The 21,335-nt window shown below is 36.4% G+C and carries 23 protein-coding genes; 6 read left to right on the top strand and 17 right to left on the bottom strand.

Annotation, left to right across the window (positions count from 1 at the left end; genetic code table 11):
• Nucleotides 1–97: 97 nt before the first annotated feature.
• The 6 genes from QGM71_RS00115 to QGM71_RS00090 all read right to left on the bottom strand — a co-directional run bounded on the left by QGM71_RS00115 (nucleotide 98) and on the right by QGM71_RS00090 (nucleotide 6,079).
• Nucleotides 98–1,213 (bottom strand): nicotinate phosphoribosyltransferase, encoded by a 1,116-nt coding sequence (locus QGM71_RS00115; protein WP_327605472.1) that lies wholly within the window; start codon nucleotides 1,211–1,213, stop codon nucleotides 98–100.
• An 88-nt stretch (nucleotides 1,214–1,301) separates the two neighbouring features.
• Nucleotides 1,302–3,464 carry a DNA translocase FtsK gene (locus QGM71_RS00110; protein ID WP_327605471.1) on the bottom strand — a complete coding sequence of 721 codons (2,163 nt, stop codon included), beginning with the start codon at nucleotides 3,462–3,464 and terminating at the stop codon, nucleotides 1,302–1,304.
• Between the two features lie 185 nt (nucleotides 3,465–3,649).
• Complete coding sequence (gene ytpR, locus QGM71_RS00105) at nucleotides 3,650–4,252, bottom strand: YtpR family tRNA-binding protein (RefSeq protein WP_327605470.1); 603 nt, start codon at nucleotides 4,250–4,252, stop codon at nucleotides 3,650–3,652.
• Nucleotides 4,253–4,265: 13 nt separating this feature from the next.
• Nucleotides 4,266–5,072: a DUF1444 domain-containing protein gene (locus tag QGM71_RS00100; protein ID WP_327605469.1), complete on the bottom strand. Its 807-nt coding sequence runs from the start codon at nucleotides 5,070–5,072 to the stop codon at nucleotides 4,266–4,268.
• A gap of 34 nt (nucleotides 5,073–5,106) precedes the next feature.
• The gene (locus QGM71_RS00095) at nucleotides 5,107–5,424 is read right to left on the bottom strand and encodes a thioredoxin family protein (RefSeq protein WP_327605468.1); all 318 of its coding nucleotides are present in this window, start codon (nucleotides 5,422–5,424) and stop codon (nucleotides 5,107–5,109) included.
• 127 nt (nucleotides 5,425–5,551) lie between these two features.
• Complete coding sequence (locus tag QGM71_RS00090; protein ID WP_327605467.1) at nucleotides 5,552–6,079, bottom strand: hypothetical protein; 528 nt, start codon at nucleotides 6,077–6,079, stop codon at nucleotides 5,552–5,554.
• Between the two features lie 165 nt (nucleotides 6,080–6,244).
• On the opposite strand from QGM71_RS00090, the gene QGM71_RS00085 reads away from it, so the two are divergent.
• Nucleotides 6,245–6,685, top strand: coding sequence for a YtoQ family protein (locus tag QGM71_RS00085; protein ID WP_327605466.1), 441 nt, complete (start codon nucleotides 6,245–6,247; stop codon nucleotides 6,683–6,685).
• A 57-nt stretch (nucleotides 6,686–6,742) separates the two neighbouring features.
• Here QGM71_RS00085 and QGM71_RS00080 read toward each other — a convergent pair whose 3' ends face one another.
• Nucleotides 6,743–7,243 carry a DUF84 family protein gene (locus tag QGM71_RS00080; protein WP_327605465.1) on the bottom strand — a complete coding sequence of 167 codons (501 nt, stop codon included), beginning with the start codon at nucleotides 7,241–7,243 and terminating at the stop codon, nucleotides 6,743–6,745.
• A 63-nt stretch (nucleotides 7,244–7,306) separates the two neighbouring features.
• Nucleotides 7,307–8,374, bottom strand: coding sequence for a M42 family metallopeptidase (locus QGM71_RS00075; RefSeq protein ID WP_327605464.1), 1,068 nt, complete (start codon nucleotides 8,372–8,374; stop codon nucleotides 7,307–7,309).
• Nucleotides 8,375–8,565: 191 nt separating this feature from the next.
• Here QGM71_RS00075 and QGM71_RS00070 point away from each other — a divergent pair, with 191 nt between their 5' ends.
• Nucleotides 8,566–8,883, top strand: coding sequence for a PepSY domain-containing protein (locus tag QGM71_RS00070; protein ID WP_327605463.1), 318 nt, complete (start codon nucleotides 8,566–8,568; stop codon nucleotides 8,881–8,883).
• 101 nt (nucleotides 8,884–8,984) lie between these two features.
• Here QGM71_RS00070 and QGM71_RS00065 read toward each other — a convergent pair whose 3' ends face one another.
• Entirely contained in the window at nucleotides 8,985–9,851 is an 867-nt protein-coding gene (locus tag QGM71_RS00065; RefSeq protein ID WP_327605462.1) for a YtnP family quorum-quenching lactonase, read from the bottom strand.
• A gap of 251 nt (nucleotides 9,852–10,102) precedes the next feature.
• Nucleotides 10,103–10,750: a tRNA (guanosine(46)-N7)-methyltransferase TrmB gene (gene trmB / locus QGM71_RS00060; protein ID WP_327605461.1), complete on the bottom strand. Its 648-nt coding sequence runs from the start codon at nucleotides 10,748–10,750 to the stop codon at nucleotides 10,103–10,105.
• 73 nt (nucleotides 10,751–10,823) lie between these two features.
• On the opposite strand from trmB, the gene QGM71_RS00055 reads away from it, so the two are divergent.
• Complete coding sequence (locus QGM71_RS00055) at nucleotides 10,824–11,111, top strand: YtzH-like family protein (protein WP_327605460.1); 288 nt, start codon at nucleotides 10,824–10,826, stop codon at nucleotides 11,109–11,111.
• On the opposite strand, the gene QGM71_RS00050 is transcribed toward QGM71_RS00055, so the two are convergent.
• The 6 genes from QGM71_RS00050 to QGM71_RS00025 form a co-directional block, all read right to left on the bottom strand.
• Complete coding sequence (locus tag QGM71_RS00050) at nucleotides 11,098–11,916, bottom strand: phosphotransferase family protein (protein WP_327605459.1); 819 nt, start codon at nucleotides 11,914–11,916, stop codon at nucleotides 11,098–11,100. The two genes, QGM71_RS00055 and QGM71_RS00050, sit on opposite strands and share 14 nt — an antisense overlap.
• A gap of 84 nt (nucleotides 11,917–12,000) precedes the next feature.
• Nucleotides 12,001–12,939, bottom strand: coding sequence for a diacylglycerol/lipid kinase family protein (locus QGM71_RS00045; RefSeq protein ID WP_327605458.1), 939 nt, complete (start codon nucleotides 12,937–12,939; stop codon nucleotides 12,001–12,003).
• A gap of 3 nt (nucleotides 12,940–12,942) precedes the next feature.
• A complete protein-coding gene (locus QGM71_RS00040; RefSeq protein WP_327605457.1) occupies nucleotides 12,943–13,869 on the bottom strand; it encodes an NERD domain-containing protein in 927 nt (308 codons plus the stop codon).
• On the bottom strand, nucleotides 13,862–14,428 hold the full coding sequence (gene thpR, locus QGM71_RS00035; RefSeq protein ID WP_327605456.1) for an RNA 2',3'-cyclic phosphodiesterase: 567 nt from the start codon (nucleotides 14,426–14,428) through the stop codon (nucleotides 13,862–13,864). The genes QGM71_RS00040 and thpR overlap by 8 nt, the downstream gene beginning before the upstream one ends.
• 18 nt (nucleotides 14,429–14,446) lie before the next feature.
• Nucleotides 14,447–15,163 carry a pseudouridine synthase gene (locus QGM71_RS00030; RefSeq protein WP_327605455.1) on the bottom strand — a complete coding sequence of 239 codons (717 nt, stop codon included), beginning with the start codon at nucleotides 15,161–15,163 and terminating at the stop codon, nucleotides 14,447–14,449.
• 17 nt (nucleotides 15,164–15,180) lie between these two features.
• On the bottom strand, nucleotides 15,181–16,800 hold the full coding sequence (locus tag QGM71_RS00025) for a putative polysaccharide biosynthesis protein (RefSeq protein ID WP_327605454.1): 1,620 nt from the start codon (nucleotides 16,798–16,800) through the stop codon (nucleotides 15,181–15,183).
• Between the two features lie 176 nt (nucleotides 16,801–16,976).
• Between QGM71_RS00025 and QGM71_RS00020 the strand changes: the two genes are divergently transcribed.
• From QGM71_RS00020 to QGM71_RS00010, 3 genes are all read left to right on the top strand, one after another.
• The gene (locus tag QGM71_RS00020; RefSeq protein ID WP_327605453.1) at nucleotides 16,977–18,248 is read left to right on the top strand and encodes a BaiN/RdsA family NAD(P)/FAD-dependent oxidoreductase; all 1,272 of its coding nucleotides are present in this window, start codon (nucleotides 16,977–16,979) and stop codon (nucleotides 18,246–18,248) included.
• Between the two features lie 74 nt (nucleotides 18,249–18,322).
• Nucleotides 18,323–18,505: a hypothetical protein gene (locus QGM71_RS00015; protein WP_327605452.1), complete on the top strand. Its 183-nt coding sequence runs from the start codon at nucleotides 18,323–18,325 to the stop codon at nucleotides 18,503–18,505.
• 177 nt (nucleotides 18,506–18,682) lie between these two features.
• Entirely contained in the window at nucleotides 18,683–19,873 is a 1,191-nt protein-coding gene (locus QGM71_RS00010) for a dicarboxylate/amino acid:cation symporter (RefSeq protein WP_327605451.1), read from the top strand.
• 192 nt (nucleotides 19,874–20,065) lie between these two features.
• Here QGM71_RS00010 and QGM71_RS00005 read toward each other — a convergent pair whose 3' ends face one another.
• Nucleotides 20,066–20,812: an SDR family NAD(P)-dependent oxidoreductase gene (locus QGM71_RS00005; protein ID WP_327605450.1), complete on the bottom strand. Its 747-nt coding sequence runs from the start codon at nucleotides 20,810–20,812 to the stop codon at nucleotides 20,066–20,068.
• Between the last annotated feature and the right edge of the window lie 523 nt (nucleotides 20,813–21,335).

The raw sequence follows: 21,335 nt of genomic DNA, 5'->3' as shown, positions 1-21,335 counted from the left end.
ATTTCACACCTATTTTATAATTATAACAAAACCTCTCTAGAAATAAAAATAATATAATATTTTTTTAGTATTCCCGAAAACTAAATAATAACTGCCTTTATTCAGTATTCCCATAGTACTTAACCATTTCCAAACGGGGATTTGGCCGATATCTACGTCCTTCTTTAGCTGCAGGTGTGCCATTTAACAGCACGTTATCACCTGTAAAGCCGATGTTAATCTTAAGTAGACTTCCACCAACGCCATACATATCTACTGGAACCCCCAGCGTCTCAAAGTGTGCAATACGGCCTTCCGTAAATCCACCGCTGGCCACTATTTTGACATGTTGGAAACCTTCCTCATTCAATGCTTTCCTGAGAGCAAAAATGAGCTCTGGATTTACTCCACGAGGATCAAATGTCCCCATCAAGTGGTGGTTTCTTAAGAAATATTTATCAACAAGTGTTCGTGATGTATCTAAACGTACCCCTTTTAAATCATCCCCAAACTCACGGGCCACTTTGAGAGAATCAGTTATTACGTCATTATTGTAATCCACAAGCGCAACAAGCTCATCTTCAGGGTACATCTCATGATATGCTTTGGATGCTGCTATTATATCGCCGCGAAACATCTGAATTAGCGCGTGAGGCATTGTTCCCATGCCTTCTTTCCCCCACCATTCATTCATTGCGTGCGTTGCCTGCGCTGTTGAACCACCAATAAATGCAGAGTAACCATCGCCAGCTTGCTGGGTATAATGATCATCACGATCTCCCATAAAAATAACGGGCTTTTGCTCCCCAGAAGTTCTAGCTGCTTTTACAACATTGTATACATTTGTAGCCACCGATGTTCTTCTTGCTAGAATCCCATCAATAATGCCTTCCAGAAAACCAAATTGCTGGTATGCTCCCGAAATGGTTAGCACAGATTCAAAAGGAGTTATCTTGTCGCCATCCTTCAATGATTTTATTTCCAGCGTTTCTGGATTCTCAGCAAAAGTATGGACTAAAGAGATTGCTTCATCTGTCCCACACAACACGGCATTTTCTTTTTGAAAAAATTGCATGGTTATATAGTTGTAGGGCAATTTTTTTTCAGCAATCTCTTTCGTTTTCAAAAAATATACTGCTGAAAACCAACCTTCTTTAATCCGCTTATCGAATTTAAACGTTTTATTTGTAAGACGATCTATCTTTCCTGTTAATTTTTGTCCAATTTCCTTCATAGGTTTCTCCTTAGCATAATTGATCTGTTTCCATTATCATATATAAATATTATACATTATACAAGGCTAAAATAGCTTCTGAAGTAAGTTACTGTGTTTCCTCTATTTGTGCGGAAGATACTAACACATCCCTGGGCTTACTACCATTTTGCTGTGAGATGATGCCACGCCTCTCAAGTGTATCAACAAGGCGTGCAGCTCTATTATAGCCTATTTTAAATTGTCTTTGTAATAAGGAAGTACTTGCGCTATTTTGTTGTAAAACAAATTCAATAGCTTCATGTAAAAGGATATCTTCGTCCTCATCCACATTAATCTGTTCTAATAATTGTTCCTGCTCGAACAGGTAATTCGGTTCCGCAATACTTCTTGCATAACTTGTTACCCGCTCTATTTCTTCGTCTGAAACAAACGGGCCTTGTAATCGAATACTCTTTCCCGTACCATTCTCAATAAATAGCATATCTCCTTTACCTAAGAGTTTCTCTGCACCACTAGTATCAAGAATGGTACGGGAATCTATTTGTGACGATACACTAAAAGCAATTCGCGTTGGAATATTTGCTTTGATCAGACCGGTAATAACATCAACTGATGGTCTCTGTGTTGCTAAAAGAAGATGAATTCCACAGGCTCTGGCTTTCTGAGCAATTCGGCTGATAGAATCCTCTACATCCTGTGGTGAGACCATCATCAGATCTGCCAATTCATCTATTACAATAACGATAAAAGGCATCTTTTCATCCATTCGGTCCTGTTTCACTACTTTTTGATTATACCGTTCAATGTCACGTACACCCTCATAAACAAATTTCTCATATCGTTCTTCCATCTCATTAACTGCCCATTTTAAAGCCACTGTAGCTGCTTTTACATTAGTAATAACAGGAGCTACTAAATGTGGTATGCCATTATAGGGTGCCAACTCCACCATCTTGGGGTCAATCAATAGAAATTTAACATCCTCATGGGTCGCCTTATATAACAAGCTAATTAGGATCGTATTTATACAGACACTTTTTCCTGATCCTGTAGCACCAGCAATTAGACCATGCGGCATTTTTTGGATAGATGTAATTAATGGTGACCCTTCTATACTTAACCCTAGGGCAATTGGTAATGGGTACGTGCAATTTTTAAATTCCTCTGATTCAAAAATACCTTGTAAGCCAACCATTTGTGGCTTCGGATTAGGTATTTCTATCCCAATTGTATTCTTTCCTGGAATAGGTGCTTCAATCCGTATATCCTTAGCAGCCATATTCAGTTTCAAATCATCACTTAAATTTTTAACTTTACTCACTTTAACTCCTAACTCGGGCTGAACCTCAAATCTTGTAACAGATGGTCCCTGGGTAGCTTTCACTACTTTGGCTTTTACGTTAAAGTGCCTAAGTGTTTCTTCTAGTAAATTCTGTTGCTTAATTACCCATCTATTATCTTCACTGCTTTTTTGCTCTGCATCATTCAAGAGATGATACGGTATTAAGTTAGTTTGTTCTTTAACTACTGCCTTCTTCTCAGCTAGCTTCGCTTTTTCATATAAATTCTTCTTATCTCTTGGAGTCATGATGACATTATAAGGTTCTTGTTTAGGTGAAACACTTTTATTTGAATTCTTTTTATTTTTGATATCCTTGCTGCCTGGACTTTTGTTTTTTTTGTTTCTCTTATGTAACCATTCCTGTTCAGTATCCGTATTTTTAATTTCCTGGTTGAACTCTTCTGCTACTGTACTGGCTGCTTCAGTTAAAGAATCAGCATTTTGATTAACAGCCTCTTTTGTTTTTGAGATAATCAGCTCTTCTTTATCTACAGGTTCATGCTGTTCTCCTATTTTATCCTGCTTTCTCTTGTAAGCAGGTATACTTTCAACTTCTTTTTCCTTTCTCTTTTGTTGAAAACCGTAAATAGGAGATGGTACCTCGGTTAACTGAAATGGTATTTCTGTATTTTTTTTATATACTTTATCACGTTCCAAGTTTGGATATTCTCTCTTTCTGGTTTGGTGAGGAGTCCTGTTCTCTTCCAAGCTTTTATTTCTCTTTCTCTGAAATGCAGGCACATCGGCTGGCGTCTCTTTTGTTTTTTGATCAGGAATTACAGGAAAACGGAATGTTTTATCCTCTGGATATTGGTACATCATTTTAGCCTGTAAATTTTGGTTTTCCTGGTTGATGTTCCTTTTCTGTTCTTCCTTATCTTCCTCTGTAAAAAGAGCTTTCAGCTTTTTAATCCATTGATCCCACACTTGTATTCACCCATTTCTATTTCTTCTTTCTGTTTCGTTTGTAGTTGGACAGCAAGTAAAATGCCTTGTCAATAATTAATATACTTCCTATTTTAACAGTTTTTTACGTTCTTTGTAGATAAAAACTTCAGTTAAGGTAATAAAAAGAAAAACAACCTATGTAAAATACGTAGGTTGTTCGCTTCTTATAACGAGAACTCTTCACCAACAGTAAATGTATCTTCAAGAACATAAATACCCTTTTCTTTTGGTGCATTTGGTAATCCTAACTCTTTTTGGGAGCATATCATACCATTCGATGGGACCCCTCTTAATTCTGTCGGTTTAATCCTTAATCCACTTGGCATTGTTGCACCCACCTTTGCTACAACAACCTTTTGGTCTGCATCAATATTCGGGGCACCACATACAATTTGAAGTACTTCATCCCCTACATCTACTTGACATACACTTAATTTATCGGCATTCTCATGAGGGCTTTTACTTTTTACATACCCAACAACAAATTTAGGGCTTAAGTCAAAATCAAGGGAATCAGTTAAATTGCTTCGTTTAAACAGCGCTTTTAACTGACTTAGCAATTCTTCTGTTAATGTAATCTTCCCCGATTCCTTTAAATCAAAGTGAGTTGAGGCATTAAAAATATTATAACCAAGTAAGGAACCATCTGTAGTTGTAATTTTTGTAATATCAGCAACTGTTGTATGCTTTAATTCATATCGATTGCCTTCTTTAACAGGAATAATTAAAACGTCTCCTACACCTATTGGATTATAAAAAACATCCATCCCATTCACCTTCCTATTCCTTTTCTGGTTTATTTTTTGCAAGTATAAAAATGGGCTCCAATATTTTGTCTTCATAAATGAATGAAAGTGAAGTTATTGGAATTCTTCCATCAGCAAAAAACTTCATAGTCATTTGTGCTAATATATCATACCCTGTTTTGTTTTGAATGTCAGCTAATATTAAAACATCCTGATGTGGTACCGCCACAGCGAGTTCACCTTTTGCATTTGCTTTCATTTCTTCTAAAAAAGCTTCGTTCAAAATTCGACTTGCGTCATACCCGTCTTGCTTAGCGACAAAATAAAAATCATTATCTGCAACACGATCATGCTTGTAATCAACGTCCAGAGAACGAACATTAAAGGTTGCGATTTCATCTATTCTATCTAATGTCCAACCTTCATTTTTTAATAAGGTCTGATCAATTAATCGATAAGATTTACCCAAATCAAGCGCATAGTAAATTCGCGTTTCTGCAGTATGATCCTTACAGACCAGGCTCTCTCCAGCCTTTGTTTTAGTGGGAAAAGAGGTTGCACGAATTACTGGATAAATATACTTTTCCATCCCAGTTAATTGATGTTCTTCATTCATTATTCGAAGTGCCTCTGTAATATGCTCTTCCAATTCATCAATAGCCTCTTCCCCACGCTGATTATATTTTGCAACTACGTTAGGTAAAGTTATTGACATTCCTTTTTTTGATTCTTTCCACTCCACTCGGAAGGTGTCTTTATCTCTATTGTAGGATGTTCGATAGTTGTCATTCGCAAGTCTATCTTCCAGGATTTTTTTTAATTTTAACGTAGTCATCTTCATCATGTTGCCTCCTGACATGTTTAAACCGAACTTACTATTCTGGTAACTTTTTTAGGAACTGCATAATTTCCTCTTCCGTTTTCCGCTCCTTACTCACCAGTCTACCTGATTCTTTACCGTTTTTAAACGCAATAAAGCTTGGTATACCAAAAACATTATATTCCTGGCATACATTAATAAACTGATCCCGATCAACCTTTATAAATGTATAGTCAGGGAACTCCCCTTCTATTTGAGGTAAAATTGGTTCAATTACAACACAATCCGGGCACCATCCTGCTGTAAAATACAAAATACTATCTTTAGTTTTTATTAATTCACTAAGGTGTTTTTCTGATTCCAGTTTTATCATTTAATATCAACTCCCCTTCTAATCATAGCTTTGTTTTTACTTAGTTTCAATTAACAAGAATTATGGTATGAATCCAAAAGAAAAAGCTGTACCCTGAGATGGACCAGCTTCTGTTATATTTTTGCGTTTATTGTGATTCATTTTGTTGTACTGCTATGGATCTGGCTACCTTCATAAGTTCTCTGGCATCATCATCCATTTTCATTTTAGTAGTAAACGTTGTTACTTTTACGCCACCTACTCCTACTTGTAATTCATATTCTCTTTCTTCATCGGGCAGGATACGTATATAACCAAACTTTTTATCGTTACTGAAAGATTCCAACAGTAATGCGTTCGGACTTTGTGCTGTACTGTAGTTTAATTTACTTAAAGGATTTTCAATTTTATTATAAAATACAATATAAGTTCGATCACTATCGCTTAAAATAATATTACTATCAACTTCATCGGTTACTTCTACACTCCCCGGAAGATAAAATGCCATATTATTCAGTTCATAATTCGTTTCAATTGGTTCATTGTTTACGAATATATCTTCAGCCATTTTTTTTGCATCTATTAATGCTTCTTCTTCAGATTTAGTCCCACAACTACTTACTACAACAATGAATACTAACATTATTCCTATCACTAATCGAGTTGAATTCTTCAAGTTCAACCTCCTACTAGAGTCCTATAATCTATTCCACTCATAATAATACTACGAAAACTACTAAAATTAAATGAAAACTTTATCCAAAACGATTTGTTTTTTTTGCAATAGTTAGCTTTTTGTTTATTATAGTAATAGAAAGCTATTGTCTTAGGAGGTATAATCATGAAATTAACTGTTTATCTGGCTGGCCAAATCCACGATGATTGGCGGGAACAAGTGAACCATAAGGCTAAAGAAAAAAATCTTCCTTTAACATTTGTCGCACCACAGACAAATCATGATCGCTCTGATGATGTTGGCGAAGATATCTTAGGGAAACAACCTGGGGATGTTTATAGAGATGATGCTGCATCAAGTGTGAATAATTTCAGAACGCAAGTATTAATGCAAAAATCGGATGTCGTAATAGCGCTGTTTGGTGAAAAATATAAGCAATGGAATACAGCAATGGATGCAAGCGCTGCAATTACGATGAATAAACCAACCATCATTGTTAGACCCGAAAGTCTAGTTCATCCGCTAAAAGAGCTTTCAAATAAAGCGAATGTTACTGTGGAGACGGTCGATCAAGCATTAGATGTTCTAAATTATATTTTTGAATAGCATGATACAGTGGGAGTACTTTCCACTGTATTTTTTCGTCTACTGACTACTACTCGGCTATTTCCCGTATTCCCACTGCCCTCTTAAAAGTCTTACCACATGTGTAAACATTTCCTGCCTGGATACCAAATCATTCGTAAAGATTCCAATTGCACCCTCTTTTTTTCGCACATCATGCTTTTTGGAATAACTATCCATTACATCCCCAAGTTCCATTCCGCTCTTTAATTGTTGATTAATTTCTTCAGGTAACAGTATTCTAGCGCCACTTGCCGTATAAATAGTACCATTTTGTGTAACTAACGCTCCCCAGTTACATAAAAATAATCGGTTATCTACATACATAACCCCACCTTCCAGTCCGATGCCCATCCCGTTTCGAATGGACTCTGCACATTGAATAGCTCGATTAATAGCGCCTTTTCGTGTTTCTTCATCAGAAAAGGGCTGTGCAGCAACATGGGATTCTACATCTAATGAAGAGATGACGCCATTTGCAAAAACTTCCTGTACTGCCTTTATCTTGGTAGGGTTTTTAGAACCGACTATAATTTTCATTTTTAATTTCTCCTCATCATAAAACAACTGCTACTGACTATCCAGCAGCAGTTAGTACAAAATTTAACTTGATTGACGAATGTGTGCCAGTGTGTTCTGATCAGTTTCCTTTACCAGCTTAACAATAAGCTCTTTTGCAGCTGCATAGTCATCGATATGAATCATAGAAGCCGAAGTATGGATATAACGCGAGCAGATACCAATCACTGCTGAAGGTACACCTTCATTTGATATATGAACTCTCCCTGCATCAGTACCTCCTTGAGAAATAAAATATTGATAAGGAATATTATTTGATTCTGCTGTGTCCAGAATGAATTCTCTCATCCCGCGGTGCGTAATCATCGTACGGTCAAAAATACGAAGAAGAGCTCCTTTGCCCAATTGGCCAAATTCTTTCTCATCACCAGACATATCGTTTGCGGGGGAGGCATCAAGTGCATAGAAAATATCTGGATCGATCATGTTAGCTGCTACCTGTGCACCACGTAAACCAACTTCCTCCTGTACTGTAGCTCCTGAATATAATTGATTAGGAAGACTCTCCTCTTGGAGCTCTTTTAGTAATTCAATTGATAATCCACATCCATAGCGATTATCCCAGGCTTTAGCAAGAATTTTCTTCTTGTTGGCCATAGGAGTAAATGGACAGATAGGAACAATTGACTGACCCGGTTTAATACCGATTTTCTCCGCATCTTGCCTATCATCTGCACCTATATCGATCAGCATATTTTTAATTTCCATCGGTTTTTTACGTTGTTCTTCTGTAAGATTATGTGGTGGGATAGAACCTATTACACCAGTAACCGGTCCACTATTTGTCATTACTTGAACTCGTTGTGCAAGCAGTACTTGGCTCCACCAGCCTCCCAGTGTTTGAAATTGAATCATGCCATTTTTTGTAATTCGGGTAACCATAAACCCAACTTCATCCATATGCCCTGCTACCATTACTTTAGGTCCTTTGCCACGTTTAACACCAAAAACTCCACCAAGGTTATCTTGTATTACCTCATCTGAGTATTTTTTCAATTCTTCATTCATAAATCCGCGTACAAGATGTTCGTTACCCGGAGCCCCCTGCAGTTCAGTTAAATTTTTAAACAGATTAAGTGTATCCTGATTCATTCAATTACCTCCATCTTTACTTCTATGCAATGTATCCAGTATAACGGAATGTGTCGCTCATTTTCCACTATTCAATCATATCGTTGTATTATTTTCTATTTTATTTTTTTTAAGGTATACTATCATATGAAGTACCTAAATGTTAATCAGAAGTATCTTTATCTGAAATTCATAGCAAGAGGTGAAATAAGATGAGTATGAAAAGAGTAGTACTAGCAGCCGGGTTAGGCGTAGCAATAGGTTACTTAGCTAGACAACAAATGGATAACTTTCAACGAATAACACCCGAGAAAGCACTGAAACAAGCAAAGGAAACATTTAAAAAACAAGGTCCAATCAGTGGATCATGGATTTATATGAAGCCAGAAGAAATAGAAAGAAACGGACTATTATATAACGCTTATCGTGGAGGTGTAACCAGGAACATCGACGGTGAAAATAAACAATATGAATTTTACGTAGATGTAGAAACTGGTGCCGTAATCAAGTCGATGGAAATCGCAAGCTAAATTTAAAACCAGCTGCTCAATATTTGGGCAGCTGGTTTTTATCATTTTATTCATTATTCAGAGCAGTTTTAGAAGAACAATGACTTATATTATCTGGTAATTCAGGTATTATTTTGCTTATATTCATATCGCTCTCGTTCCATTACAGTTAATCTTTCACCTGACTCATTAAATCTTATTGCTCTATAATATGCATCATGATAAAACGTATACCATGCTTTTCGTTTATAACCAAAATCCATCCATTTCTCTTTCTGGTGAACAGAAGTTACTGGAAAATCATCATAAGCCAGTGCCCATAATTTATTTTGATGCGCATGTGTTGGCATAATATCAGCCATATGTATAAAGCAGCCTTCTTTTTCTTCAAAAATGATAATACAGTGCCCATCACTATGTCCACTCGTATGAATCATTTTTAGCCCACGTGTTATCTCAATCTCTTTTTCAAATGTTTTAACCTGGTGAACAATGGGCTCCCAATTCATCTTCCAATACGTATTTCTGGAACGAATATTCGGATTTCTCATTTCATTCCATTCCACTGCAGACGTATAGATAGTTGCATTTTCAAAAACCGGCACATATGAATTACCTTCTACTTTAGTTAAGCCACAGGCATGATCAAAATGTAAATGTGTCATCAGTACAGCATCAATGTCACTTACAGTCAACCCCGTTTCTGCTAATGACCTTTCAATTGAAGATTCTTCCAATACACCGAAATTCCGCAATTGTTTATCTGTTAATTTATTTGTACCCATTCCAGTATCAATTAAGTAAATTTTTCCGTCCATTTGCACTAAGATTGGATCTGTTCGTAACTCGATCTGGTTATTATCATTTTGAGGATACTTTTTACTCCACAACGCTTTTGGAACGACACCAAACATTGCTCCTCCGTCCAGAAAGTTAACTCCTCCATTTAACCATGTTAAGTTGGCTCTTCCCACTTGAAGCTTTTCCATCTGTAAATCCTCCTCTTTCTCATCTATATCCAGTGTAGCTAAATAAGTAATATACTGCAATCGCTATCATTTTGAAACTATTATGTTGAAACCATAGGGAGAAGCGCTATCACGCTGAAAACACTCCAAAATCAGGAGGGTTCCATTTAAGCTAACTACAGTTAATTGTTTTTATAGTTTCTTATGCAAGAAAAAAAGAACCTGACTGGTTCCTTCTCATTTATTATAATTTTTCAAGATCGGTCCAAGATTCATTTCTTGTTCAGAAAACGCGCTCTGCATCTGTAAATAGGCTGCCCTTTTGCAGAGAATTTCTCTTCATATTCTGTCATGACATTTGTTGGATCATCATGGTCGTGCAAGTCTAAATTGATTTCATTTAACTCCATTCCATATTTTGAGAAGCTAACCAGCGAGTATTCAAATAAACCTCTATTATCCGTCTTAAAAATAACTTCTCCTGAAGGGTTTAAAATTACCTGGTATTTCTCTAAAAAGGATTGGTATGTTAATCGTCTTTTCTCATGGCGATTCTTTGGCCACGGATCAGAAAAATTCAAATAAATCGTAGTTAATTCATTTTCTGAAAATATTTCCAACAGATCAGCAGCATCTTCATTTAAAAGTAAAATATTTTTCTGTTCGGATAGGATTACTTTTTCGGCAGCTGTTACAATAATACTTTTGACAAACTCTACCCCTATGAAATTTACATTAGGATACTGTCCTGCCATACCAATAAGAAATTGTCCTTTCCCTGTTCCTACTTCAATATGAATCGGATTATCGTTACCAAACAACCTACGCCACTTATTTTTATGTTTGCTCGGATCCGGAATTATGAGATGGCTGTTTTCTTCTAAAAAATCATCAGCCCAGGGCTTGTATCGTTGACGCATTGATGATCCCTCTTTCATTGTTATTGTATAGAAAAATTAAAATGACTAAAACTAATACCTGAGGTGATTAAGAATGGGACTAACAGTTAACAATCAACTAACTTTACTGCAGGATATACTGGACGAACAAAATGGAGAGTGCTGTGGGCACGTCTCTGAATATCAACAAATTAAACGTCTCGTTAAATCAATGATAGCTAATGATAGTATTACGGATGAGCAATTATTACAGTTACTCCCTGAAATTTATAATTACGGTCGCGAGGGAGAATCATCACAAGACCTGCCTATGCATATTACAATGAACAAACAGAATATTGATAATTGGATTACTGCAATCCAACAGACTAATTTACAATAATCTGTTCGACATGCTCGTTAAGTTCCTGAATGCTTCCTAAGCGTTCCATAACTTTTTCCGGTTCATTTCGTTCACTGTGCCAACACAGATAATTGAGTGCGTCCAGCAATAAATACCAATACATTCGTTCAATTAAGTGCTCGTCTTTGGCTATGCCGTAATTGGCAAGCCAGTCATTCCAACCTTCTTTCGGAATGTACCATTTCATTACCATTCCAAAATCTGTTACAGGGTCAGCAATCATTGCGTTATCCCAGTCTATTAAATATAAGTTACTTTCTTTTGTAAGCAGAATGTTATTATGATTTAAATCGCCATGGCAGACAACATATTTTTGCTTTCTTGTTATCGGCAACAAATGTTCTAAGTATACTAAAGCTGTACGAACATCCTTATATTTTGTTGTAAGGTTTGTATTACTAAGACGATACTTCATACCTTTATAGCTTTCATCTGAAGTCACCGGCTTCTTGCCTAAACGCATGAGCATGTGCAATAGCTCAGAGGAATGGTGAATCTTACGTAATAATTCCGCAACATAATGATGCTGCATTTCCAGTGGCTTCAGCTCTCTGCCTTCTAACCATTGCTGTGCAGTTATTACATCACCATTTTCCAATCGCTTTGTCCATATAAGCTTCGGGACAATTCCTTCTGCCGACAAAACTGCCAGAAAAGGGGAAGAGTTTCGCTTAAGGAAAAGTCGTTCATCATTCTTGTTTGCAACATATGCGTCGCCAGTTAAACCACCTGCCGGAGTTACCTCCCAGCCTTTACCTAGTACTTGCTTAAGCCAGTCCACCATAAATTCCTCACATCTTTCAAAATTAGCGTTCACTTATACATTTTATAGAGATCCACTTAAAAATACAACTGTGCGAATTGTTTGCTAAGCACTTGTATCTTTTTTCGTTGTCTTCCCCGCAATCCGAATAGATTGAGATTCTTTTGTGATAACACATTTATTGCAAGTATCTGTTTGTCCGTCGACTTGATAGTGTACTTTATTCTTTGAAAAAACGCCCAACTTTGTCGTTTCTATTATTTCAACTTCTTTAAAATTTACATGTTTACCAGTAAATACTGTCATAAACAATGTAAGGACTTTCCACTTCGATATAGAATGGATCAGGAGCACTGGGAATACAGTAGGCTGGTTTCGTGCACTTGGGATGATCTTCATGCCACCACCATAGAAAGGATGGTTAGCAACAGTAACCATCCAACAATTTGGTACCCTGCGAACTTCTCCATTAACCTCTAGGGTAACTTCCATAGGCTTATATTTCAATAATACCTGAATAAGTGCGATTAAATAACTAATTGTTCCAAAGCGAAATAGAGTAGTCAACTTCTTATGTATGGATGCATTAGCAGCTTGTGCTACCTCAGCGTCGAAACCAAATCCCATACTGTTAATAAAAAAACGACTTTTCTTATTATCAATTTTATAATTTCCTAACCAGTACGGTAAATCTTTTTCCCCATTAACAATATTATTAACTATCTTTAATGGTTTAGCTCTATTGGATATTCCCCTTGCAAAATCATTTCCTGATCCACCTGGTATAAAAGATACAGTAATGTCATGATTTCTCAGACCATTGATTACTTCGTGAAGTGTGCCGTCCCCACCTATGACGATAACTGCTGTTACCAATGAGTACGATTCTTTAATTGAGTGTGCAATTACTTCTGCATGTCCCTTGTATCTTGTATAGCAATAAATGCTTTCTGTCTCACTATATAGTTTACTCTTCCTTAATTTATTAAAAATTCGCTTTGGACGCCCATTTCCTGCTTTAGGATTAATAATAAAAAAATACATACCCTATTCCTCATCCATAAAATGGAATGTGTTACTATCTTCTTCCCACTCCGGTCTTTTTACAGAAGTTGTTTGGCAATGATTCAATAATGCTTCTGCAGCTTTTAACTGTCTATTCTTTAAAGGGGAAACAAGCAGGCGCTTTTGTTTAAACCACTGTTCATATCCAATTCTGTCAACAACCTTCGTATTGTAAGGTGCATTGGAAAAAACAATGTGATTCTTCCGAGACAAGACTGTTTTCTCAACTGGAAAATCCAGATCAATTTTACTAAGAATACTCTTCACTATTTGTTCTGTTCGTTTTAAGGCAATTAACGGACTTAGAATCCTTTTTTGCTCTTGTCCCGTTTCTACTGTCCAGGTTCGCTCTTCACCGGCCATTATAGTCGCTTTCTCATTTTCTTCAACTAAAATTATAATTTCTATGCCGATTGGACTGATTACTATAATTTCACCATCGATTGGCGCATTTTTAATATTAAAAATCGGATAATACATAACCAGGTAAGTATCCGGAAATCTTTGCAGAAAATATTTTAATGTTGAATTATTATAGTACGTTTTATCAATAAATGATAAATCTGTAACTGTAGAGGTAGCCCATTTTAATTGAATAAGTAATAATTTGTCCAGGAAGTATTGTTTCAGTTCTGACTCCGTATCAGGCAGTTGCTCTTTTTGTTGCTGATGGACCTCCTCTTGTTCATTTTCTTTTCTAATAAGAGACTTCCACCAAGATAATTTAGTTGCTGTTTCGGCGGCATTTGATTCATCTTCTACATTTTCTTCTGGATTGTTCCACAAGTAGTTAAGTTTTTTCCAGTTTTCTTGTTTTAATCGAATATACTGGCTGGGATAGCGAAAAGCATTCCATTCGTAGCGGGAGACATAATCCTGTAATTTAATTAACTGAGCCAGATCAACCACCCCCTCTTAATCTATATCTGGAAATTGCATTATACTTTGGGTTTCTAGTTGGATGAATTTCATACAAGGCAATTTCTCCTACATACAGCACTTGTTTCTCACTGAATTTCTGCTTGATAACTTCTATTGATTCAACGATAGAATCGTTTGCCCACTTCTTTGCTAGTGTAATATGGGGACGATAAGGTCTTCTTTCTATTTGGAATCCTGCATTTGCAGCACAGCTTTCAACCAGTTCATATAAGTGAAGTAAGTCTGATGATGGCTCTACTCCCGCCCAGAGAACCCGGGGTTGCTGGTAATTACCAAAAGTTCCTAGTTGCCCTGCAAAAGTGGAGAAACCATTTATATGTTCAACACGTTTAAGTTCTTTTTGTAACGCATCTAATTTATTATCGGCAACCGCACCTAAAAATTTAAGCGTAATGTGTAAATCCTGTTTATGTGGCCATTGCTTATAGGATACCTTTGTTCTAAGTTCATCCTGCCAATTTGAAAGTTGCTCTCTCAGTAGTTCCGGAAGAGGGATTGCTATAAAATAATGTGATGAGGATGACATCGAATAACTGACCTCCATTTACTTTTTTAATGAGAGACAATAGTTCAATTCCTTCTCTGAAAGTTCGCGGTATGATCCCTTTTCTAAAGTTTCATCTAAATATAATTCTCCCATACTCATTCTTTTTAAATAAACTACTTTTTTGCCAACTGCCTCAAACATTCGTTTTACTTGGTGATATTTTCCTTCAGTAATGGTAACCTCAATTTCGGAAACCTCTCCACTGTATAAGATAATCAGTTCTGCTGATTTTGCTTTGTACCCATCTTCTAAAACGACGCCGTTCTGAAAACTGTCTATATCTGATTCAGTGACCTTGCCTTGTACTTTTGCATAATAGATTTTATCAATATCCTTCTTTGGTGAAAGTAACTGGTGAGCAAGGTCTCCATCGTTTGTTATTAACAGCAGCCCTTCTGTATCTTTATCCAGTCGCCCGACAGGATATGGTTTAAAATGCTGCAGTTCAGGTGATAAGATATCAATGACTGTATTATCTCGATCATCTGTGGTAGCCGAGATATATCCAGGAGGTTTATGGAGCATAATATAAATATATTTCTGGTAATGAACTTGTTCGCCATTCACTTTTATTATATCCATTTCGGGATTGATATAAGTACTTCCATCCTTTATAATAGCCCCATTTACTAGTACTTGTTTTTTCTTGAGCAGACTCTTCACTTCTTTTCTACTGCCTGTCCCCATATTTGCCAGCATCTTGTCAAGGCGCATGAAAAATACCCCCCTAATTATTTACGAAAAATTTTATCTAAAAAACCAATTCGGCTGCCTAATATACGTTCCAGCAACGTTGATTGATATGCAAACCACAGATAAACACCGCCACCAAAGATTACCCCTGTAGCTAACATTAGCGTCGCACCCCAACGTGTATCCTCATATGGAATAAAGCCACCTAATACTGCTTTTAGAATCCAGATTATAATACACATTAGAATGATAAAAATACCAATCAACATTGTTCTTTTAAATGTTTGTTTAAAGGAAAACTGGATCGCGGAATTAATCCGCCATAGGTTAAGAGCTACAGCTATAAATGCAGCTAATCCGGTACCAAGTATAGACCCTACAGGGCCAAACATATAAATAAGCTGAATGTTGAATAATACTTTGACAAGAAGTCCAGCTAATAAACTGATTACTGCAAAACGCTGTTCATTAATCCCTTGTAGGATTGCGGATGACACACTGAACAATGCAAATAATAACGCAACAGGGGCATACCATCCTAAGAGGCGGCCTGCAAGCTCAATATTTTTTAATCCATACAATGAAGCATATGCTTCATTGGATAACAATGAAAGCCCTACAACGGCCGGTATAACCAGCACAAGAACAATTTGCAGTGCTTGGTTAATTTGATTGTTTAATAATTGATTGTTTTTTTCTGTAAACGTTTTTGTTAGGGCTGGTAACATAGATATTGACAGCCCTGTTGCTAATGTAATCGGAATAATGACCAGCTTATGTCCATAAAAGTTTATCACAGCAAATGCTGTTTCCCATACATCTTCCTGACCTCTGGCAACCATTGCCCTTTCGAACGTGAATTGATCCACTAATTGATATAAAGGTATAGCCAAACCTACCAATACAAAAGGTCCAGCATAACGAAATAATTCAATAAATAAATCCTTTGTTGAAATATCATGGGTGTATGTTTGCTTCTGAAGTTGTTTCTGTATGTATGGTTTGCGTTTTCGCCAATAAATTAATAATACAAAACAGGAAGCAAGAGCTCCAAGAAATGCTGCGAAAGTTGAAAATCCTACAGCAGTAGTAACACTCCCATCTAATAGCTTGATGATGATATAAGCTCCACCTAATAAAAATACAATGCGTACAATTTGTTCGATAACCTGGGAAACAGCTGTTGGTCCCATTGAGTTATACCCTTGAAAGAATCCCCTGACGATACTCATCGCCGGTATAATCAGAAGTGCAATGCTTACCATACGAATGACAAATGTTACATCAGCAACAGTTATACTTTCAGGGTCATCACTTGTTATCATTTGATTAGCTAACCATTCAGCACTAAAGAACATTGCCAGGAAGGCCAGGAAACCAGTAACTGCCATCAAGGAAATTCCCGCTTTAAACATCCGCATTCCGGTTTCATAATCGCCGAGAGAATTATATTTAGATACGAATTTCGATACGGCTAAAGGAACACCAATTGTGGAAATACTAATAAAGATACTGTATGGCGTATATGCAAACTGAAAAAGGACTCCTCCTGTTTCTCCAACTAGTGCATAAAAAGGAATGACATAAATCATCCCTAAAAACTTTGACAAAAACGATGCACCTGTAAGTAACATCGTGCCTCTAACTATATTCGACATTTTTTCACCTGCATTATTTTCTATTTATATTCGTTATTTTATCACATATACTAACCTTTCTTATACTATATTCGTTTGCAGATGAATTATTTTGACCTAATTCCTTTTATTTAATGATAAAAATTGAGCATTTAATTATATAAGTGATAAGATACATACGAAAGGGATGAATGAATTTGACATACGATGTAATTGTAATCGGCGGAGGGCCTTCTGGTTTAATGGCGGCTATTGCTGCCGCAGAATATGGGGCTAAAACAATGTTAATTGAAAAAGGAAGCAAATTAGGTAAAAAATTAGCTATTTCCGGTGGTGGAAGATGCAATGTTACAAATCGCCTGCCTCAGGAAGAAGTTATTAAACATATTCCAGGTAACGGAAAATTTTTATATAGTGCGTTTTCTGTTTTTAATAACTACGATATTATCGATTTTTTTGAAAAGATGGATGTACAGTTAAAAGAAGAAGATCATGGACGGATGTTTCCTGTTTCTAACTCTGCAAAAACAGTTGTAAATGCTCTTATTAATAAATTAGATGAATTAAACGTTACTATTCGTTTAAACACTCCTGTAGAAGCTATAAATTATGAAGAAAAAGAACATACAGTTCTTTTACATGGCCAAGAGAACATTCAAACAAGAGCTTTGGTTTTAGCTGTTGGTGGAAAAGCTGTTCCTCATACTGGATCAACTGGTGACGGATACGCATGGGCAGAAAAAGCTGGGCACCGCATAACCGAGCTTTATCCAACTGAAGTAGCATTAACTTCCAGGGAGCGGTTCATCAAGGACAAAAGCCTACAGGGATTATCCCTCAGAGACATTTCTTTAACTGTATTAAATAAAAAGAAAAAACCTATTATTACACACAAAATGGATATGATCTTCACCCACTTCGGTGTATCAGGACCTGCCGTATTACGTTGCTCACAGTTTGTTGTTAAGGAGTTAATGAAAGGCCGAGAGGAAATACCAATGGTTTTGGATGCCTTGCCAGATGAACGATCGGAGGATCTGAACAATCATATACTTAATCTGATGCAAAATAATCCTAAGAAATCTTTTAAAAACTTAATAAAAGGAATGGTTCCTGAGCGCTTTCTAACCTATATTTTATCAATAAACAATATATCTGAAGAGCATAAATCTGCAAACATTTCTCATGATACAGTCCGTGCTATAGTTAATGATATGAAAAATTTTATATTTAATGTTCATGGCTCACTATCGTTGGATAAAGCATTCGTTACAGGAGGAGGAGTTTCTATAAAAGAAGTTGTTCCTAACACGATGCAATCAAAAAAGATGCATGGTTTATATTTCTGTGGGGAAATTCTTGATATTCATGGATATACTGGCGGATATAATATTACTTCAGCACTAGTTACTGGAAGACTTGCCGGAATGAATGCTGCAAAAGAAGTTTCTCCTTCTAATGGTATATGATTCCTAGGATGAAACGGTGTATTCGAGTTATCCTAAGTTATGTCTGGGACCATCATAGAAAGGGTTGATATCGAATGCAAAGGAATGGAATGTGGTTACCATTAATCGCTTCTGTCGGTGTTGGAGCAGCAACTTACTATACGATGACTAAAAACAATCAGAGCATTGGACAAACCATGCAAAAAATGATTCCGTTTGTATCACAAATGAATGGCAATGGCGGAAATTCACAGCAAGGTTCTAATGGAATGGGCTAACAGACAATTAAACGTACCTTCTAAAGGTACGTTTTTTATAATAGAAAAGTTTTTTTTATATTTCTTTATAATTACCTTTAATTTACTGTATAATAGCGGTTACTATGTCTATGCTTAGCAATTAAGCTATAGCCTGGATAGGTACCATTAATTTACATAACAAAGGAGGAAATAACTATGAAAGGCTTTGGCTTATTAGCACGCATTGTATTAGCTATTATCCTAGGTATCGCAATAGGCTCTATTGCAAATGAATGGTTTATCCAATTATTCGCTACTTTTAATGGGCTTTTTGGAAACTTCCTGGGCTTTATCATCCCTTTAATAATCATAGGTTTTATTGCCCCGGGAATTGGTTCAATGGGTCGGGGCGCAGGGAAACTGCTTGGGCTCACTGCATTTATTGCTTACAGCTCAACAGTCATAGCAGGAATACTGGCCTTTCTAGCCGCAAAAAGTATTTACCCTACATTATTAAAAGGGCAATCGTTACTAGCTTTTGCTGACCCTACAGAAGGTTTGAGATCCAGTTTCTTTGAAGTAGAAATGGCCCCGCCAATGGGTGTCATGACGGCTCTCCTTCTAGCCTTCGTCATTGGGCTTGGGATTGCTGCCATAAAGGGAGAAGCTCTCCTAAAAATAACAACAGAATTTCGTGACATTATTCACTTGGTAATCGAAAGAATTATTATACCATTACTTCCTTTTCACATTTTTGGTATTTTTGCCAATATGACCTATACTGGCCAAGTTAGTACGATACTCAGTGTATTTGCTAAAGTATTCGTCATGATTATAATCCTGCATCTGCTTTATTTATTGATACAATATTCAATTGCAGGAACACTAAGTAAGCAAAACCCATTTATCATGTTAAAGAAAATGATGCCTGCATACTTTACGGCACTTGGAACCCAGTCATCCGCAGCAACAATACCGGTAACACTAAAACGATCTAAAACATTAAAGGTACGTGAAAGCGTTGCAGATTTTACTATTCCTTTACTTGCAAATATTCATTTATCGGGAAGTACTATTACACTATTAAGTTGTGCGCTAGCTGTCATGTTCCTTCAAGGTGATATGGCTACATTTAGTTCAATAATGCCCTTTATCTTATTATTGGGAGTAACAATGATTGCTGCTCCTGGCGTCCCCGGAGGTGCAGTAATGGCTGCGATCGGCCTTTTGGAAACTATGCTAGGATTTGGACCAACAATGGTCTCACTTATGATAGCATTATATCTTGCTCAAGATAGCTTAGGTACAGCCTGTAATGTAACAGGTGATGGGGCTATAACTTCGATTGCCAATTCATTAAGTAGGCGTAAGAAACTCACGGAAACAGATAAGGTTGAAGCATTATAAGTTTTTTTGAAAAAGCTTAACAGGGGTTCGCTCATTTGAGTGAACCCCTGTTTGTTTCATAAACTTTATTTTCAAGCGGTCACATTACAGAGCGCGCTTTGTATAAATTATTCAAGTAAAAAGCCTCTTTAATACAGGTATTAATATAGTCTTATTCCCTTACTAAACGCTATTTTTTCTAAATTTTGCTATTCATTCACCTGCATTTCCCAGAGTCATTCCACCATCAACGACCAATTCTGCTCCCGTACAATACGAACTATCGTCGGAAGCAAAATAGGCGACAGCCTTCGCAATATCAATTGGTTTGCCAATCCTTTTTAATGGTACTGTTTGATAATATTCAGGAACCTCATGTCCATTCGTAGCCATTTCGGTATCAACCCCTCCTGGATGTATCATATTAACTCGAATCCCTTTTGGACCTAGCTCAATCGCTGCTGATTTAGACATCGCTACTACGGACGCTTTACTTGCAGCATAAGCGGATGAATGAGCAATAGGCGAAAATGCTGAGATCGAAATATTGTTTACGATTGCACCTTTTCTCTGTTTCTCCATAAGTGGTATTACGGATTGCATTCCAAGAAACACCCCAATTTGATTGACATTTATTAACTGAACGTACTCTTCTGTCGAAATCTCAGTAAATGGTTTGCGTATTAAAATACCAGCGTTATTTACTAAAACGTCAATCTTACCGAATTTATCCACGATATCTTCTACCGCCGTTTTCCATTCTATTTCCTTTGTAACATCCAACTGAACTGGATAGGCACGAGTATTTCCTATTTCTTCAACTACTTTCAAAGCTTTTTCATAATGACGCGCACCTACAATCACGACACCACCTAAATCCATTAGATGCTCAGCTATTGCTTTACCTTGTCCTCGATTAGCTCCCGTTATCAGTATTACACGATCCTTTAAATTAGGCATAGAAACTCCCCTGACTAGTCTATATTTTTTTATTTTTTAATTTTTTTATTTTCTCCCCTGAAAAAATACATATTTTGGATTTATAAATTCTTTTCTCTTTAACCCCTTATCATAAAAAGAATATTAAATTTTTAATTGCATTATATATTAAAGAGCAAATATCAAAAATAATCCAATTAACATATAAACTAACATAAATATTCAAGTGGAAATTAGCCATTCCCAATTTCCTGAATTTGTAAGTGAAATGTAAACATAATAGCCATTGTTACCTAACAAATTGGTGTACAACACTATAACTTTAATTGGTATTAAACCCTAAATCCTATTATACCAATATAATAGGACCATCAAATTAGTATACTCTTTTCAATTGAAATTTCTCTTCCTTTGGTTTTATTTATCATGTGGCCGTGGAATAATTGCTAAGCGCTCGAGTTGGAGTTGTTTTGACTTTTGTAACTTATAGTAATGGCATTGAAAAGACCCAGTATACGATGAACGCATACTGGGTCTATCTGTT

This window comes from Virgibacillus tibetensis, assembly GCF_036026595.1.
In the GTDB taxonomy this organism is placed as follows: Bacteria; Bacillota; Bacilli; order Bacillales; family Amphibacillaceae; genus Virgibacillus_P; species Virgibacillus_P tibetensis.
Note: the sequence above shows the minus strand (reverse complement) of the source record. Positions and strands in the feature narration are given on the sequence as shown.

Excerpts from the sequence above, each read along its gene's own strand:
- QGM71_RS00030 (WP_327605455.1), bottom strand. The coding sequence starts at position 15,163 with ATGCGCCTTGACAAGATGCTGGCAAATATGGGGACAGGCAGTAGAAAA.
- QGM71_RS00095 (WP_327605468.1), bottom strand. The coding sequence starts at position 5,424 with ATGATAAAACTGGAATCAGAAAAACACCTTAGTGAATTAATAAAAACT.
- QGM71_RS00005 (WP_327605450.1), bottom strand. The coding sequence starts at position 20,812 with ATGCCTAATTTAAAGGATCGTGTAATACTGATAACGGGAGCTAATCGA.
- QGM71_RS00115 (WP_327605472.1), bottom strand. The coding sequence starts at position 1,213 with ATGAAGGAAATTGGACAAAAATTAACAGGAAAGATAGATCGTCTTACA.
- trmB (WP_327605461.1), bottom strand. The coding sequence starts at position 10,750 with ATGCGTCAACGATACAAGCCCTGGGCTGATGATTTTTTAGAAGAAAAC.
- thpR (WP_327605456.1), bottom strand. The coding sequence starts at position 14,428 with ATGTCATCCTCATCACATTATTTTATAGCAATCCCTCTTCCGGAACTA.
- QGM71_RS00025 (WP_327605454.1), bottom strand. The coding sequence starts at position 16,800 with ATGTCGAATATAGTTAGAGGCACGATGTTACTTACAGGTGCATCGTTT.
- QGM71_RS00015 (WP_327605452.1), top strand. The coding sequence starts at position 18,323 with ATGCAAAGGAATGGAATGTGGTTACCATTAATCGCTTCTGTCGGTGTT.
- QGM71_RS00080 (WP_327605465.1), bottom strand. The coding sequence starts at position 7,243 with ATGAAAATTATAGTCGGTTCTAAAAACCCTACCAAGATAAAGGCAGTA.
- QGM71_RS00070 (WP_327605463.1), top strand. The coding sequence starts at position 8,566 with ATGAGTATGAAAAGAGTAGTACTAGCAGCCGGGTTAGGCGTAGCAATA.
- QGM71_RS00010 (WP_327605451.1), top strand. The coding sequence starts at position 18,683 with ATGAAAGGCTTTGGCTTATTAGCACGCATTGTATTAGCTATTATCCTA.
- QGM71_RS00100 (WP_327605469.1), bottom strand. The coding sequence starts at position 5,072 with ATGAAGATGACTACGTTAAAATTAAAAAAAATCCTGGAAGATAGACTT.
- QGM71_RS00055 (WP_327605460.1), top strand. The coding sequence starts at position 10,824 with ATGGGACTAACAGTTAACAATCAACTAACTTTACTGCAGGATATACTG.
- QGM71_RS00085 (WP_327605466.1), top strand. The coding sequence starts at position 6,245 with ATGAAATTAACTGTTTATCTGGCTGGCCAAATCCACGATGATTGGCGG.
- QGM71_RS00075 (WP_327605464.1), bottom strand. The coding sequence starts at position 8,374 with ATGAATCAGGATACACTTAATCTGTTTAAAAATTTAACTGAACTGCAG.
- QGM71_RS00065 (WP_327605462.1), bottom strand. The coding sequence starts at position 9,851 with ATGGAAAAGCTTCAAGTGGGAAGAGCCAACTTAACATGGTTAAATGGA.
- QGM71_RS00045 (WP_327605458.1), bottom strand. The coding sequence starts at position 12,939 with ATGTATTTTTTTATTATTAATCCTAAAGCAGGAAATGGGCGTCCAAAG.
- QGM71_RS00050 (WP_327605459.1), bottom strand. The coding sequence starts at position 11,916 with ATGGTGGACTGGCTTAAGCAAGTACTAGGTAAAGGCTGGGAGGTAACT.
- ytpR (WP_327605470.1), bottom strand. The coding sequence starts at position 4,252 with ATGGATGTTTTTTATAATCCAATAGGTGTAGGAGACGTTTTAATTATT.